Origin of the sequence: Pseudomonas neuropathica (genome assembly GCF_015461835.1) — a bacterium.
Classification (GTDB): Bacteria; Pseudomonadota; Gammaproteobacteria; order Pseudomonadales; family Pseudomonadaceae; genus Aquipseudomonas; species Aquipseudomonas neuropathica.
In genome coordinates this window covers 244,958-260,600 of record NZ_JACOPX010000011.1, presented here as the reverse complement: position 1 = coordinate 260,600, position 15,643 = coordinate 244,958, and the positions used below count along the sequence as shown (strand labels likewise).

Annotated in this window: 17 protein-coding genes; 9 read left to right on the top strand and 8 right to left on the bottom strand. The window is 57.6% G+C overall.

The features are described from left to right. Positions 1-231: 231 nt before the first annotated feature. The gene (gene tyrS / locus H8F23_RS18230; RefSeq protein ID WP_186619848.1) at positions 232-1,431 is read right to left on the bottom strand and encodes a tyrosine--tRNA ligase; all 1,200 of its coding nucleotides are present in this window, start codon (positions 1,429-1,431) and stop codon (positions 232-234) included. A gap of 212 nt (positions 1,432-1,643) precedes the next feature. On the opposite strand from tyrS, the gene H8F23_RS18225 reads away from it, so the two are divergent. Next, positions 1,644-3,062: a peptidoglycan DD-metalloendopeptidase family protein gene (locus H8F23_RS18225; RefSeq protein ID WP_194935310.1), complete on the top strand. Its 1,419-nt coding sequence runs from the start codon at positions 1,644-1,646 to the stop codon at positions 3,060-3,062. 3 nt (positions 3,063-3,065) lie between these two features. Next, complete coding sequence (locus H8F23_RS18220; protein ID WP_194935309.1) at positions 3,066-4,157, top strand: anhydro-N-acetylmuramic acid kinase; 1,092 nt, start codon at positions 3,066-3,068, stop codon at positions 4,155-4,157. Positions 4,158-4,228: 71 nt separating this feature from the next. Here H8F23_RS18220 and erpA read toward each other — a convergent pair whose 3' ends face one another. Then, complete coding sequence (gene erpA / locus H8F23_RS18215) at positions 4,229-4,579, bottom strand: iron-sulfur cluster insertion protein ErpA (protein ID WP_008077999.1); 351 nt, start codon at positions 4,577-4,579, stop codon at positions 4,229-4,231. A gap of 168 nt (positions 4,580-4,747) precedes the next feature. Then, the gene (argC, locus tag H8F23_RS18210; protein ID WP_194935308.1) at positions 4,748-5,782 is read right to left on the bottom strand and encodes an N-acetyl-gamma-glutamyl-phosphate reductase; all 1,035 of its coding nucleotides are present in this window, start codon (positions 5,780-5,782) and stop codon (positions 4,748-4,750) included. Positions 5,783-5,915: 133 nt separating this feature from the next. Between argC and hemJ the strand changes: the two genes are divergently transcribed. From hemJ to coq7, 6 genes are all read left to right on the top strand, one after another. Then, positions 5,916-6,344, top strand: a complete 429-nt coding sequence (gene hemJ / locus H8F23_RS18205; protein ID WP_038363386.1) for a protoporphyrinogen oxidase HemJ — start codon at positions 5,916-5,918, stop codon at positions 6,342-6,344. Positions 6,345-6,377: 33 nt separating this feature from the next. Beyond that, positions 6,378-7,349 (top strand): NAD(P)H-dependent flavin oxidoreductase, encoded by a 972-nt coding sequence (locus H8F23_RS18200; protein ID WP_194935307.1) that lies wholly within the window; start codon positions 6,378-6,380, stop codon positions 7,347-7,349. A 75-nt stretch (positions 7,350-7,424) separates the two neighbouring features. Next, a complete protein-coding gene (locus H8F23_RS18195) occupies positions 7,425-8,375 on the top strand; it encodes a DUF805 domain-containing protein (protein ID WP_194935306.1) in 951 nt (316 codons plus the stop codon). Between the two features lie 61 nt (positions 8,376-8,436). Continuing rightward, positions 8,437-9,225, top strand: a complete 789-nt coding sequence (locus H8F23_RS18190) for an SDR family NAD(P)-dependent oxidoreductase (RefSeq protein ID WP_093441854.1) — start codon at positions 8,437-8,439, stop codon at positions 9,223-9,225. Between the two features lie 57 nt (positions 9,226-9,282). Further along, complete coding sequence (locus H8F23_RS18185; RefSeq protein ID WP_003228789.1) at positions 9,283-9,621, top strand: histidine triad nucleotide-binding protein; 339 nt, start codon at positions 9,283-9,285, stop codon at positions 9,619-9,621. A 176-nt stretch (positions 9,622-9,797) separates the two neighbouring features. Continuing rightward, positions 9,798-10,445, top strand: a complete 648-nt coding sequence (gene coq7, locus H8F23_RS18180) for a 2-polyprenyl-3-methyl-6-methoxy-1,4-benzoquinone monooxygenase (protein WP_008077993.1) — start codon at positions 9,798-9,800, stop codon at positions 10,443-10,445. A gap of 119 nt (positions 10,446-10,564) precedes the next feature. Here coq7 and speD read toward each other — a convergent pair whose 3' ends face one another. Next, positions 10,565-11,359 (bottom strand): adenosylmethionine decarboxylase, encoded by a 795-nt coding sequence (gene speD, locus H8F23_RS18175; RefSeq protein ID WP_194935305.1) that lies wholly within the window; start codon positions 11,357-11,359, stop codon positions 10,565-10,567. Between the two features lie 237 nt (positions 11,360-11,596). After that, entirely contained in the window at positions 11,597-12,019 is a 423-nt protein-coding gene (locus tag H8F23_RS18170) for an OsmC family protein (RefSeq protein ID WP_016772921.1), read from the bottom strand. Positions 12,020-12,256: 237 nt separating this feature from the next. On the opposite strand from H8F23_RS18170, the gene crp reads away from it, so the two are divergent. Beyond that, the gene (gene crp, locus H8F23_RS18165; protein ID WP_194935304.1) at positions 12,257-12,901 is read left to right on the top strand and encodes a cAMP-activated global transcriptional regulator CRP; all 645 of its coding nucleotides are present in this window, start codon (positions 12,257-12,259) and stop codon (positions 12,899-12,901) included. A gap of 9 nt (positions 12,902-12,910) precedes the next feature. Here the strand turns inward: crp and H8F23_RS18160 are convergent, their stop codons facing one another. The 3 genes from H8F23_RS18160 to trpD all read right to left on the bottom strand — a co-directional run bounded on the left by H8F23_RS18160 (position 12,911) and on the right by trpD (position 15,637). Next, a complete protein-coding gene (locus tag H8F23_RS18160) occupies positions 12,911-13,612 on the bottom strand; it encodes a lipoate--protein ligase family protein (RefSeq protein WP_194935303.1) in 702 nt (233 codons plus the stop codon). Positions 13,613-13,754: 142 nt separating this feature from the next. Then, positions 13,755-14,591 (bottom strand): indole-3-glycerol phosphate synthase TrpC, encoded by an 837-nt coding sequence (trpC, locus tag H8F23_RS18155; RefSeq protein WP_194935302.1) that lies wholly within the window; start codon positions 14,589-14,591, stop codon positions 13,755-13,757. Further along, positions 14,588-15,637: an anthranilate phosphoribosyltransferase gene (gene trpD, locus H8F23_RS18150; RefSeq protein WP_103304391.1), complete on the bottom strand. Its 1,050-nt coding sequence runs from the start codon at positions 15,635-15,637 to the stop codon at positions 14,588-14,590. Before trpD ends, trpC begins: the two co-directional genes overlap by 4 nt. Between the last annotated feature and the right edge of the window lie 6 nt (positions 15,638-15,643).

Sequence of the window (15,643 nt, the reverse complement as noted above, 5' to 3'; positions counted from 1 at the left end):
TCAACCACTTGCGCTTCCGATCTCTCGTCAGCGGGAGGCGAATTCTACAGCGTTACACGCTGCTGTCAACACCTCTTTTTCAACTTCCTTCTGGCTTCGATGAACTGAAGCAACCTGCTGTCGAAACTTGCATAACTCATTGAATCTCAAGGAGTTTTCCGTTTCGACTGCGCCGGAAGTGGGGCGAATTATAGACATCTAAAATTCGCCGTCAACACTTATTTTCAGAAATCACTCAGATTTCAGTGTGATACGCGCAAAGGCCTTCTTGCCAGCCTGGCAAACGTGGGTCGCGCCCAGTACATATATAAAGGAGCGATCAACGACTGCGCCATCGATGCGCACACCACCAGACGCCAACAGATCACGCGCTGCCGCCGAGTTCTTCACCAACCCCGCCTTATTAAGGACAGCAGCGATCGGCATATCCTCAGTAGATGCCAACTCGATCTCTGGCAGATCATCCGGCAACTCGCCATCTTTCATACGGTTACCCGCCGCACGATGGGCATTGGCAGCAGCCTCTTCGCCATGGAAGCGCGCAACGATCTCTTCTGCCAGTTTGATTTTGACATCGCGCGGATTAGCACCCGCCTCAACATCAGCACGCAGCGCATTGATCTCATCCATCGAGCGGAAGCTGAGCAGCTCGAAGTAACGCCACATCAACGCATCCGGAATCGAAACCAGCTTGCTGTACATGACACCCGGCGCTTCCTGAATACCGACGTAGTTGCCCAATGACTTGGACATCTTCTTCACGCCATCCAGACCTTCGAGCAACGGCATGGTCAAAATGCATTGAGCCTCTTGACCATAACCACGCTGCAACTCACGCCCCATCAGCAAGTTGAATTTCTGATCGGTACCACCCAACTCGACATCCGCCCGCAACGCAACCGAATCGTACCCCTGCACCAGCGGATAGAGGAACTCGTGAATAGCGATTGGCTGATTGGTGGTGTAGCGCTTATCGAAGTCGTCACGCTCAAGCATGCGCGCGACGGTGTACTGCGAAGTCAGGCGAATAAAGTCCGCCGGCCCCATCTTGTCCATCCAGGTGGAGTTGAACGCAACTTCGGTTTTCGCCGGATCAAGAATCTTGAACACCTGCGTCTTGTAAGTCTCGGCGTTTTCCAGAACCTGCTCGCGAGTCAACGGAGGACGCGTAGCGCTCTTGCCGCTCGGATCACCGATCATTCCGGTGAAGTCACCTATAAGGAAGATAACCTGATGCCCCAGCTCCTGGAACTGACGCAGCTTATTAATAAGCACCGTGTGACCCAAATGCAGATCAGGAGCGGTCGGATCGAAACCAGCCTTGATTCGCAGCGGTTGGCCGCGCTTGAGCTTCTCGATCAGCTCGGACTCGACCAACAGTTCTTCCGCACCACGTTTAATCAGCGCTAGCTGCTCTTCAACCGACTTCATAACAGACCCGCAAGGCTCAGATTCAAAGGGAACCAACCATACAAGATCGTGCACCAATTACAAGTTTTGCCCGGCGCACGGACACCAATCCGCAGACGCGATGTCTGTAGACTTGCTTCAGAGATGATTTGGTTATATTTTATACAGTTATTTCATCTTCATCATGTCATTCATCTTTTCCAATTCATCATTTTTCAAAGTCAAAATTACCTATGACCACAGAACCGTCTAAAGCGCCGCCGCTTTACCCGAAGACCCACCTGCTCGCCGCAAGTGGAATCGCCGCCCTTCTCAGCCTGGCACTCCTGGTATTCCCTTCCAGTGATGTTGAAGCCAAAAAGACGACCCTGAGCCTTGAACTGGAAAGTCCTGCTGAACAACTGACACAAGATCAAGACGCTGCTGACGCCGCTCAAGCCACAAATGAGCCAGTAGCTTCTCCGTTTGCTCAAATCGAAAACACTGACGAAAACACCGCACAAACCGCTGAGGCCGTACCTGCGCCAATCGCTGAAACGCCTAAAGCCCCAGGGCACCGTGAAGTCATCGTCGCCAAGGGCGATACGCTGTCGACCTTGTTCGAAAAGGTCGGTCTGCCAGCGGCCTCCGTCCACGAAGTTCTGGCCAGCGACAAGCAAGCCAAACAGTTCAGCCAGCTCAAACACGGCCAGAAACTCGAATTCGAATTGAATCCGCAAGGCCAACTGACCAGCCTGCACAGCAAGGTCAGCGACGTCGAAACCATTACCCTGACCAAGAATGACAAAGGTTATGCCTTCAACCGGGTTACCGCGAAACCGACCGTCCGCACTGCTTACGTCCATGGCGTAATCAACAGTTCGCTTTCACAATCCGCAGCCCGCGCCGGCCTCTCTCACAGCCTGACCATGGATATGGCCAGCGTCTTTGGCTACGACGTCGATTTCGCTCAAGACATCCGCCAAGGTGACGAATTCGATGTGATCTACGAGCAGAAAGTGGTCAACGGCAAAGCCGTCGGCACCGGACCTATCCTGTCCGCTCGCTTCACTAACCGCGGCAAGACCTACACCGCCGTGCGTTACACCAACAAGCAAGGCAACAGCAGCTACTACACGGCTGATGGCAACAGCATGCGCAAGGCGTTCATCCGCACACCAGTGGATTTCGCCCGCATCAGTTCGAAGTTCTCCATGGGCCGCAAGCACCCGATCCTCAACAAGATTCGCGCCCACAAAGGTGTTGATTACGCTGCGCCGCGCGGCACGCCAATCAAGGCTGCCGGTGACGGTAAAGTGTTGTTGGCCGGACGTCGTGGTGGCTACGGCAACACGGTGATCATCCAGCACGGCAATACTTACCGCACGCTGTACGGCCACATGCAAGGCTTCGCCAAAGGCGTGAAGACCGGCGGTACTGTCAAGCAAGGTCAAGTGATTGGTTACATCGGCACCACCGGCCTTTCCACCGGCCCGCACTTGCATTATGAGTTCCAGGTCAATGGTGTCCACGTCGATCCGTTGGGCCAGAAACTGCCGATGGCTGATCCTATTGCCAAAGCCGAGCGCGCTCGCTTCCTCGCTCAGAGCCAGCCGCTGATGGCGCGCATGGATCAAGAGAAAGCCACCATGCTGGCTTCGAGCAAGCGCTAAGTCATGGCCCTGTATATCGGCGTGATGTCCGGAACCAGCCTCGACGGTCTGGACATTGCCCTGATCGAACAGACCTCGGCGATCAAACTGGTCGCCACCCACTACATCCCCATGCCTGAATCCCTGCGCGCCGAGCTGCTTGGCTTGTGCGCCAGTGGCCCTGACGAAATCGCCCGCTCGGCGATTGCCCAGCAGAACTGGGTGACACTCGCCGCGCAGGGCATTCATACCCTCCTCGATCAGCAGCAACTCAAACCGCAAGACATTCGGGCGATAGGCAGCCACGGCCAGACCATTCGCCATGAGCCTGCACGCGGCTTCACCGTGCAGATCGGCAACCCCGCTCTGCTGACCGAACTGACCGGTATCACCGTAGTCAGCGATTTCCGCAGTCGCGATGTGGCGGCCGGAGGTCAAGGCGCTCCGCTGGTACCTGCATTTCATGAAGCGTTATTTGAAGAGCGTACCGGTAACCAGGCCGTCTTGAATGTCGGCGGTTTCAGCAATCTGAGTCTGATTGAGCCGACCAAACCTGTAGCCGGTTTCGACTGCGGCCCCGGGAATGTGCTGATGGACGCCTGGATTCAGCAGCAGCGCGGCGAAAACTATGATCGCAATGGCGACTGGGCTAAAACAGGGACAGTCGAGCCGACACTGCTAAACGCACTCCTCAGCGATCCATTCTTCGTCACCAAGGGACCGAAAAGTACCGGCCGCGAAGTGTTCAACCTGCCCTGGCTGGGACAACATCTCTCGCACCTGCCAGCCTTTGCTGCCGAGAACGTGCAAGCGACGCTGCTTGAACTGACCGCGTTGACGATCGTTGAATCTTTGCAAAACGCTCAAACCGATACTCAGGAACTGTTGGTCTGCGGCGGCGGCGCGCACAACGCCACGCTGATGAAGCGTCTGGCCGAGCTGCTGCCAACCACCAAAGTCGCCAGCACTGCCACTCACGGCGTTGACCCGGACTGGGTCGAAGCCATGGCCTTCGCCTGGCTGGCCCATTGCTGCCTAGAAGGCATCGCCGCCAACCGCCCAAGCGTCACCGGCGCACGCGGGCTGCGGATACTTGGCGCTATCTACCCTGCTTAAAGATTAAGCACAGCAAAACGCCGCAGAACCGTGAGGCTCTGCGGCGTTTTGTTATCTGGAGCGAGGAGCGATCAGATCGAGAACGAAGACCCGCAACCACACGTCGTGGTGGCGTTCGGATTCTTGATCACGAAACGAGAACCTTCCAGACCTTCCTGGTAGTCCACTTCAGCACCGGCCAGGTACTGGAAGCTCATCGGATCCACCACCAGACTCACGCCTTCGCGCTCGACGATGGTGTCGTCCTCGGCCACATCTTCATCGAAGGTGAAACCGTACTGAAACCCTGAACAACCGCCGCCCGTAACGAATACGCGCAGCTTCAAGCGATCATTCCCCTCTTCATCGACCAGGCTCTTCACCTTGTGCGCGGCACCGTGGGTGAATTGCAAAGCCGTGGGGGTGAAGGATTCGACGCTCATGCTGACTATCTCCCGGCGTTACGCCGCCATAATGCGTGATGACGCGCATTATCCGCTTGTCCGAGAAAATCGGTCAACTATTGTTACGGTATATCAATAAACCCGACGAGCTGTTCAGAATGCAAAAAGGCCCGCTGAACGGGCCTTTTTGCTGTGCTGCTTAAAGTGTTACGGCAGCATACCGGCGTGGGACAGACCGAAACGCTCGTCCAGCCCGAACAGGATGTTCATGTTCTGCACCGCCTGACCCGACGCACCTTTGACCAGGTTGTCGATCACCGACAGCACCACCACCAGATCGCCATCCTGCGGACGATGAACGGCGATACGACAAACGTTGGCACCGCGCACGCTACGGGTTTCCGGATGGCTGCCGGCCGGCATTACATCGACGAATGGTTCGTTGGCGTAACGCTTTTCAAACAGCGCCTGCAGATCCACCGAGCGGTCAACCACCGTCGCGTAGAGCGTTGAGTGAATGCCACGGATCATCGGAGTCAGGTGCGGAACGAAAGTCAGACCGACATCCTTGCCCGCTGCGCGACGCAGGCCCTGGCGAATTTCCGGCAGGTGACGGTGACCTTTCACCGCATAGGCCTTCATGCTTTCCGATGTCTCGGAGTACAGCGAGCCGACAGCCGCACCGCGACCGGCACCACTGACACCGGATTTGCAGTCCGCGATCAAGCGCGAAGTATCCGCCAGACCGGCTTCGAGCAATGGCAGGAAACCCAACTGGGTAGCGGTCGGATAGCAACCCGGTACCGCGATCAGGCGAGCCTTCTTGATTTGCTCGCGATTAACTTCCGGCAGACCGTAAACCGCTTCGTCCAGCAACTCCGGTGCGCCGTGCGGCTGACCGTACCACTTGGCCCACTCTTCAGCGTCTTGTAGACGGAAGTCTGCCGACAGGTCGATCACCTTGGTGCCCGCCGCGAGCAAGTCACCGGCCAATGCGTGAGCCACACCGTGCGGTGTAGCGAAGAACACTACGTCGCAAGCGCCGAGGGTCTTGATGTCTGGGACGCTGAAGGCCAGGCCGTCGTAGTGTCCGCGCAGGTTCGGGTACATGTCAGCCACGGCCAGACCGGCCTCGGATCGGGAAGTGATCACTACCACTTCTGCCTGCGGATGCTGCGCCAACAGACGCAGCAGTTCGACACCGGTGTAACCCGTGCCGCCGACGATACCGACCTTGACCATAACCTGCCCTCAAAGAACCCACTGGAAAGCCGTCGATAATAGGGGCCGCGCGGCCCTGCGACAACCGTCAAGGTGACGTGCGGACGCTCAAGCCTCTACTATCCGGCTTACCGTGAACCTGGAATAACTAAAAATGCTCTATCTATGGATCAAAGCTTTTCACATTGTCAGCATCGTTTGCTGGTTTGCCGGGCTGTTCTACTTGCCGCGTCTGTTCGTGTATCACGCGCAAAGCGAAGACACGATCAGCAAAGAACGCTTCAGCTTAATGGAACGCAAGCTGTATCGCGGCATCATGGGCCCGGCGATGATTGCGACGCTGATTTTCGGCGGCTGGCTGATCTACCTCAACCCGAGCATCTTCAGCATGGGCGGCTGGATTCACGCCAAACTGACCCTGGTCGTGTTGCTGATCGGCTACCACCACATGTGCGGCGCGCAGGTGAAACGTTTTGCCCGTGGCGAAAACACCCGCAGCCATGTCTTTTATCGCTGGTTCAATGAAGTGCCGGTTCTGATATTGCTGGCTATCGTAATTCTGGTCGTGGTCAAGCCGTTCTAACTTCAACAAGTACAGATCCTTGGGGTGTTCATAATGTCGCTGCCCGCTTTGCTCGAACAACGTCTGCGTCTGCCTGTAGTGGCGGCGCCGATGTTTCTGATTTCCAACCCTGAGCTGGTGCTCGCCTGCTGCCGTAATGGCGTGGTCGGCAGTTTTCCTGCGCTGAACCAACGCGAAAGCAGCGGATTCAAAGCCTGGCTGGAACAGATCGAAGCGGGCCTGGCGACACTGGACAACCCGGCGCCGTACGCGGTGAACCTGATCGTGCACAACAGCAACCCGCGCTTGCAGGCAGACCTGAACATCTGCGTCGAACACAAAGTGCCGATCGTCATCACCAGCCTCGGCGCGGTGAAGGAGTTGGTCGACGCGGTACACAGCTATGGCGGTCTGGTGTTCCATGACGTCACCACTCGCCGACATGCCGAGAAAGCGGCCGAGGCCGGTGTCGACGGTCTGATCGCCGTGGCGGCCGGCGCCGGGGGCCATGCCGGGACCTGGAGTCCGTTTGCGCTGATCGCCGAGATCCGAGAGTTTTTCGATAAAACCCTGTTGCTTGCAGGATGTCTTAACCACGGCCATGAGATTCTCGCTGCACAGGTGCTCGGTGCGGATTTGGCCTACTTCGGTACACGATTTATCGGCACCACGGAAAGTCATGCGCCTGACGCCTACAAGGAGATGCTGCTGACAGCCAAGGCTGCGGACATCATTCATACTCCAGCGGTCTCGGGAGTACCGGCGAGCTTTATGCGGCAGAGCCTGGAGGCGGCCGGTTTCGATATGGCTGCGCTGCAAGGCAAAGGCGAGGTGAATTTCGGTGACAAGCTCAAGCCGATCAACGATGAAGCCAAAGCCTGGAAAACTGTGTGGTCGGCCGGGCAAGGCGTCGGGCAGATCGATGACCTGCCGAGCGTAGATCAATTGATCGCACGGCTGGACGCTGAATACCGGCAAGCCCAGGAACACGCAGCACAATTGCCAAAACGCTGGCCGCGCGAGTAAAACCGGGCCAGTCGACTCAAGACTGGCCTTACACTGACGACCTTTCAAACCATTCGCGACAAGGATGCCTCGGCCATGAGCGAACCCCGTTACAAGATCGTATTCGACGGTGCTTTGCAGCCCGGTGTCGATATCACTACTGCCAAGCTCAATCTGGCTGATCTTTTCAAAAGTGAAGTGGCCGCCATCGAACGCCTGTTCAATGGCCGCGCCGTAGCACTCAAACGCGACCTGTCCCACAACGATGCACAAGCTTATCTACAAGCTCTGAGCAAAACCGGGATTGATGCACGCATTGAAGCAGAGACGGCAATCGAACTGAATCTATCGGACGTCCAGGAACACCCCACTGTGGTGGCAGAACCGGACTCACCATATGCACCGCCTCGCGCCAATGTGGGGGAAAATCTTCCGGCGTTCGCCACGCTCAAGCCGTTCAGCGTCGAAGGGCGAATCGGCCGCCTGCGTTTTCTGGCATGGACGATGGTCCTGAGTCTGGTGACCCTGCCCATTGTCGGCGTGTTCGCCCTGCTGGCTCTGGGTCTGGTCAGCGGCGACTCCACCACCGGCCTGATCATCGGCGGGATCTTCGCGTTCTTCCTGTTTATCGCCTTCCTGATTGTCAGCATTCTGTTCAGCGTCCAGCGTCTGCACGACATTGGCTGGTCCGGCTGGCTCTGGCTGCTGAACCTGGTACCGTTCGTGGGCAGCTTCTTCCCGCTGGTGATCATGGTCGTACCGGGCAACACCGGCGCCAATCGCTACGGCCCTCCCCCGCCGCCAAACAGCACCGCCGTGAAAGTGCTGTGCTCCCTGTGGATCGTGTTCTTCGCACTGATTTTTGTCGGTGGAATGCTCGGCGGCATCTCAGCCATCCAGCAGGAATATGAAAGCAATCTGGAAAGCAGCTACGAAAGTGGCTCGGTGACCACTGACGAAGTCGAAGTAGACGTCGAGTCACCTGTGGATTCGGCCGACGAAGCCGCCGAAGCGACGCAAGCCCCTGTAGACTCAGCGAAAGAATGAACAGCGCTCCCTGCCGTGACACCCGCGTCGCCGGCGCGGAGCTGTTGCGATGGAGAATTGCATGACCCGTTACGCACTGATCACCGGCGCCTCCAGCGGCATCGGCCTGGCCATGGCCGAAGCTCTGGCCCGGCGTGGCCGCAGCCTGATTTTAGTGGCCCGACAGCGTGATCAGCTGGAAAGCATTGCGATCGAACTGACCCAGCGCTTTGGCGTCGAGGTACTGTTCCGCGCCTGCGATCTGGGTGAACCACTGCGCCTGTCCGGCTTCTTGTTAGAGCTTGAAGAGGGTGACCGACAGATCGATTTGCTGGTCAATTGCGCCGGTATCGGCACCTGCGGCCCGTTTCTCGCACAGGACTGGATGACCGAGCAGGATCTGATCGAAGTGAACATCCTCGCCCTCACCCGTCTCTGCCATGCGATCGGCAACAGCATGGCGCTCCAGGGCGGCGGGCAGATTCTCAATGTCGCCTCGGTGGCCGCCTTCAATCCCGGCCCATGGATGAGCACTTATTACGCCAGCAAGGCGTATGTGCTGCACTTCTCCGAAGCCTTGCGGGTTGAACTGAAACAAAGTGCGGTGAAGGTCTCGGTACTCTGCCCCGGCCCGACACGCACGGCATTTTTCCGCACGGCGCAGCTGAACAGCGACAAACTCAAAGACAGCAAGTTAATGATGAGCCCGGAGGAAGTCGCGCTATACACCGTACGCGCCCTCGACAAGAACCGCGCAATCATCATTCCCGGACGACGCAACCGCTGGTTCGCGTTCTTGCCGCGACTGGGCTCGCGCTGGCTCAATCGCACCATCGTCGGTATGGTCAATAAAGCTTACTGCCCGCGCTGAAGAAACCGGATTCAACGCGGTACACTCGATTCAGCCCAAACAGCGGAGAAAACAGCAGTGGATACTCTGTTCACCAAGATCATCAACCGGGAAATCCCGGCCAAGATCATTTACGAAGACGACCAGGTTCTGGCCTTCCATGACATCGCCCCTCAGGCACCGGTGCATTTCCTGGTGATCCCGAAAAAACCGGTGCGCACCCTCAATGACCTGACCGAAGATGACAAGGCATTGGCCGGGCACATCCTGTTCACTGCGCAGCGTCTGGCACTGGAACTGGGTTGCGAAGAAGGTTTCCGCGTGGTGATGAACTGCAATGAGAAAGGTGGGCAGACCGTCTACCACATTCATATGCACGTACTCGGTCAGCGTCAGATGAACTGGCCACCGGGTTAAAAGGCCCCCTGCTCGCGAAGACGTCGGCACGTTCAATATGCCAGTGCCTGACTCCACGCCTTCGCGAGCCGCATCGCTCCCACAAATAAGCAAGAACCCGCGACTAATGACCCAACGCAAACCTTCCCCGGCCGATTCGGTTAAACTGGCCGCCGAGATTCTTCCCGGAGGTCAGCATGACTACCCAACGTCACTACTCGCCGATTGACCGTCTTCTGCTGCAAGCCGATGCTGCAATGCGTACTCTGCTGCCCTTCAGTGGCCAGCCGTACCGTCCGTCGCCGGCGATTTTGCAGCCGGACACGCAGATGAGCGACGAAGACACCCGCCACGTCGCCGGCCTGATGCGTATCAACCATACCGGTGAAGTCTGCGCCCAAGCGCTGTATCAGGGGCAGGCGTTGACCGCCAAGCTGCCTCAGGTGCGCGAGGCCATGGAGCACGCCGCCGAAGAAGAAATCGATCATCTGGTCTGGTGCGAACAGCGTATTCATCAGTTGGGCAGCCATACCAGCGTTTTGAATCCACTGTTTTACGGGATGTCGTTCGGGATTGGCGCAGTGGCCGGGTTGATCAGCGACAAGGTCAGCCTTGGATTCGTCGCGGCGACCGAGCATCAGGTGTGCAAGCACTTGAATGAACACCTGGAGCAATTGCCGGCCGAGGACGAAAAGTCCCGGGCGATTCTGGAGCAGATGCGCATAGATGAAGAACATCATGCGGAAAGTGCGCTGGAGGCTGGGGGTTTTCGGTTTCCGGCGCCGGTGAAGTTCGGGATGAGTATTCTGGCCAAGGTGATGACCAAGAGTACTTATCGGATCTGAGATCTGTGTAGGTGCTGAAGGCCTTATCGCGAGCAGGCTCGCCCCCCACAGGGTGCTTTTTTCCAGCAATAAAAAAGGCGACTGTCCTGAGACAGTCGCCTTTTTTGTGCCCGGGAATCTTAGGTCGGCATGTTGCGCGCGTAGAAGATTTCGAGCATTTCGTGTTTCACACGGTCGGTCACCTGAACGCGCTGCTCGGAGGACAGATTGCTGGTGGCGTCGCCGAACAGGTAGTTGTCCAGTTCGAAGTTCTTCAGCAGCATTTTGGTGTGGAACAGGTTTTCCTGGTACACGTTCACGTCAGTCATCTGGTACGCGTCGCGGGTGTCTTCAGAAAGGTAGTTCTGGATCGAATTGATCTCGTGGTCGATGAAGTGCTTGTTGCCTTCAACGTCACGGGTGAAGCCACGCACACGGTAATCCACAGTCACGATGTCCGAATCGAACTGGTGAATGAGGAAATTGAGCGCTTTGAGCGGTGAAATGACACCACAAGTCGACACATCGATGTCCACACGGAAAGTTGCAATACCGTCGTCCGGATGGATTTCCGGGTAGGTGTGCACCGTAATGTGACTCTTGTCGAGGTGGGCCAGGATAATTTCGGGCAACGGACCCGGCGACTCTTCGATCTGGCTTTCAGTCGGGGTTACCGGCTCTTCAGAAATCAGAATCGTGACGCTGGCGCCCTGAGGTTCATAGTCCTGACTGGCAATGTTCAGGATGTTGGCACCAATGATCTCGACAACTTCTGTGAGAATCTGCGTCAGGCGTTTCGCGTTGTACTCTTGATTGATGTACTCGACGTAAGCCTGCTGGTCTTGCGGGGTTTCCGCGTAGCAGATGTCATAGATGTTGAAGCTCAAGGTCTTTGTCAGGTTATTGAACCCGTGGAGCTTGAGTTTGCTTTTCACCGTTAAAAACTCTCTATGTATGCGGCCCGGCCGCGTGATCAAGCATGCCCGTCAAGTGCGAACGACGCACCTGCGTAGGACGGTTAACACCTCTTCGCTATGGCGATTTTGGTTATCTGTTCAAGCGGCTGATCCGTCGGCTGACCGATCACTGCCCTGAAAAAAGTGGCGCATTATGCAGACGTCAACGAGTGATCGTCAGAGTCTGCACTGCGTTTATGATAGTTGAATGTCGGTTCAACCGAGTTCGACGATTTCGTAGTCGTGGGTGATCGCCACGCCTGCCGCGCCAAGCATGATCGAAGCGGAGCAGTATTTCTCGGCGGACAGTTCAATGGCGCGCTTGACCTGAGCTTCTTTCAAGCCACGGCCCTTGACCACGAAATGCATGTGGATTTTGGTGAACACCTTCGGATCTTCGGTCGCGCGCTCGGCGTCGAGAAAGGCCTCGCAGCTTTCAACGGCCTGACGGGATTTCTTCAGGATGCTGACCACGTCGAAGTTGCTGCAACCGCCGACACCCAGCAGAAGCATTTCCATCGGACGAACACCCAGATTACGACCACCGGCGTCCGGCGGACCGTCCATCACCACGACATGACCGCTACCGGATTCGCCGAGGAACATGGCTTCGCCAGCCCATTGGATGCGTGCCTTCATCGCCCAGACTCCACTGTAAAAAAAGGGTCGCCAGCTTAGCACAGGGCTTTGCCGGGACAGCGAGCAACGTTCCTAGGACACGATGCCTGCGCGCTGTAGGTAATTTCTCGAATTTGCGACGAAGTGTCTGTTAAGCTGGCGCCAATTCGCTGGCGCCCATGCCAGCCCGTGTAGCGACCGCCTTCAGCGCCTCATAAAAAATCAAACATAACCGTGCAGTCTTTTCGGGATACAACCATGGTTGCTATTACCCCCACATCCAAAATCAAGAATCTCGACAAGCTGTTGATGCATTGCCAGCGCCGTCGCCATGCGGCCAAGAGCAACATCATCTGTGCGGGCGATCGCTCGGACACGCTGTACTTCATCATCAAGGGTTCTGTGACGATCCTGATCGAGGATGACGACGGTCGGGAGATGATCATCGCTTACCTCAACGCCGGGGATTTCATTGGCGAACTGGGCCTGTTCGAGCAAGCGGGACAGGAACAGGAACGCAGCGCCTGGGTGCGGGCCAAGGTCGAATGCGAAACAGCGGAAATCAGCTACGCCAAGTTCCGCGAATTGTCGCAACAGGATCCAGATATTCTTTACGTGCTCAGCGGACAAATCGCACAACGTCTGCGCAACACTACGCGCAAGGTCGGCGATCTGGCGTTCTTCGACGTGACCGGCCGAGTGGCGCGCTGCCTGCTGGAGTTGTGCAAGCAGCCGGACGCAATGACACACCCGGATGGCATGCAGATCAAGGTGACCCGTCAGGAAATCGGCCGGATTGTCGGTTGTTCGCGGGAGATGGTCGGTCGCGTACTCAAGGATCTTGAGGAACGTAACCTGGTCGATGTGAAAGGCAAGACCATGGTGGTCTTCGGTACGCGCTAAGCCCGAAAGTCAGGCGTTGTAGATCTGCGCCAGCATCAAACGAAACAGTTCATCGAGACGCGCCAAAGCCCCGGGCGCGTTGAACTTTTCATGCAGGCCAATGTGGCTCTCCGCCCGCACCCGCTGCTCCAGGCCGCACGCTTCATTGAAGCGATTGACCGCCGCGACCATCGAGTCGCGCTCGTTATCCATCAGCATCGCACCGTGCACCAGGCCCACCGGACGTTGCCCGCCCTGACTCTGGCGCCAGCGCTGGGCCGTGCCGACCATTTTGCGGCCGTCGAGGTTGACGTTGAAACGGCCGTCGCAGAATGCACCGTCGATTTCGCCAAGTGATGACGTGCCGCCCAACTCCTCCAGCAACTGACAGATCGGATCGCAGAGACGGTGGTAGCCGGTTTCGATGCGGTTCAGGTCGCCTTCGCTGCGTGGTGGTGCATAGACCAGGGCGATGTTGATCGTCGCCGCTGATTGCGGGACGGGCTCGCCACCGGTTTCGCGTAGCAGGACGGGCCAGCCAGCGGCGGCTGAGACTTCGCAGGCGTGGTCGAACGCGGCGAGGCGATTGAGGCGGCGAGGCATGACCAACGCACGATCGCTGGGTTGCCAGAATAGAAGGCCGAATTCTGCGTCGCCGGCGCAGACCGAGGCCAGCAAGTCTTGTTCGGCTTGCAGGCCGGCTTCGATGGTCAGGGAGGTTGGCAGCGACATAACAGGCTCCGGCAACATGGAAATCTTTAGCGGTTTCGATGGCCCCTTCGCGAGCAGGCTCGCTCCCACAGGGGCAAACGCATTCCAAATGTGGGAGCGACGGTGCGACGATTCGACCTGCTCGCGAATGAGTCGACTCGAATCAGTCGAGGGTCGAACCGCTGATGGAAGTCCCGCGCTCCGGGAAGAACAGACGCTGCAATTCAGTGCCAGGATTCTCGGCGCGCATGAACGCTTCACCCACCAGGAACGAATACACTTCGCTGATTTCCATCAACTCGACATCGGCACGATTGAGAATACCGCTCTCAGTGATGACCAGACGATCGCGCGGAATGCGCGGCAGCAGGTCGAGGGTGGTTTCCAGGCTGACATCGAAGGTGTGCAGGTTACGGTTGTTGACCCCGACCAGCGGCGTGTCGAGGGTTTTCAATGCGCGCTCCAGCTCATCGCCGTCGTGCACTTCGACCAACACATCGAGACCGACGCTTTTGGCGACAGAGGCCAGTTCGGCCATTTTCACGTCATCCAGTGCGGAGACGATCAGCAGCACACAGTCAGCACCCAGCGCGCGGGCTTCGACGATCTGGTAAGGATCGATCATGAAGTCCTTGCGAATCACCGGCAGTTTGCACGCGGCCCGGGCCTGTTGCAGATAAGCATCGGCACCCTGGAAGTAATCGATGTCGGTCAGCACGGACAGACAGGTCGCCCCGCCCTTCTCGTAGCTTTTGGCGATGTCGGCCGGAATGAAGTTCTCGCGGATCACACCTTTGCTCGGCGAGGCCTTTTTGATTTCGGCAATGACTGCAGGCTGCTTCTTCTTGGCTTGCGTCAGCAACGCCTGAGCAAAACCACGGGGTGCATCGGCCGCCTTGGCCAGACTTTCCAGCTCACTCAGGCTCACACGGGCGCTACGCTCGGCGACTTCCTGAACCTTGCGGGCCAGAATGTTTTCCAGAACCGTCGGTACACTCATCCCTCATTCTCCACTTTGAATACCGCGGTAAAGGCACCCAGTTCCTCGAGTTTTTCCCGAGCGAGGCCGGTGTGCAGAGCGTCGTGCGCAAGCTCGACGCCCTGTTTCAAACTACTCGCCAGGTCGGCGGCGTACAGCGCGGCACCGGCGTTGAGCACAATCATTTCGGCGGCTTTCTGGCCGTTTTCGGTCTTGCGCTTGCCGAGGGCATCGCGGATCAGCGCCAGCGACGCCTCCGGGCCTTCGACCGACAGACCGTGCAGACTCTGGCTCTTCATGCCGAGATCTTCCGGCTCGACCCAATACTCGGTGATTTCGTTGTTCTTCAACTCGGCAACAAAAGTCGGCGCGGCAAGACTGAACTCGTCCAGGCCGTCCTTCGAATGGACCACCAGTACATGCTTGCTGCCCAGCCGTTGCAAGACTTCGGCCAATGGCCGGCACAATGCCTGAGTGAACACGCCCACCACCTGATGTTTCACACCGGCCGGATTCGTAAGCGGGCCGAGCATGTTGAACAGCGTACGCAGGCCGAGATCGCGGCGCGGGCCGGCGGCGTACTTCATGGCTTTGTGGTGAGTCTGGGCAAACATGAAACCGATGCCGACGTTGTCGATGCAACGCGCGACTTGCACCGGCGTCAGGTTCAGATAGATGCCGGCGGCTTCCAGCAAGTCGGCGCTGCCGCTCTTGCCCGATACCGCACGGTTGCCGTGCTTGGCCACGGTGCAACCGGCTGCCGCTACGACAAACGAAGAGGCCGTGGATACGTTGAAGATGTTCGCGCCGTCACCGCCCGTACCGACCACATCGACCACGCCGTCGAGGGTCTTCAATTCGACCTGATCGGCCAGCTCACGCATCACCGACACGGCGCCGACGATTTCGTCGATGCTCTCGCTCTTCATGCGCATGGCCATCATGAACGCGCCGATCTGCGCGTCGGTGCATTGGCCGGTCATGATTTCGCGCATCACGTCGCGCATTTCATCGGTGCTGAGGTCGAGGTGATCGACGATACGGCTCAGGGCTGTCTTGATATTCATGGGAAG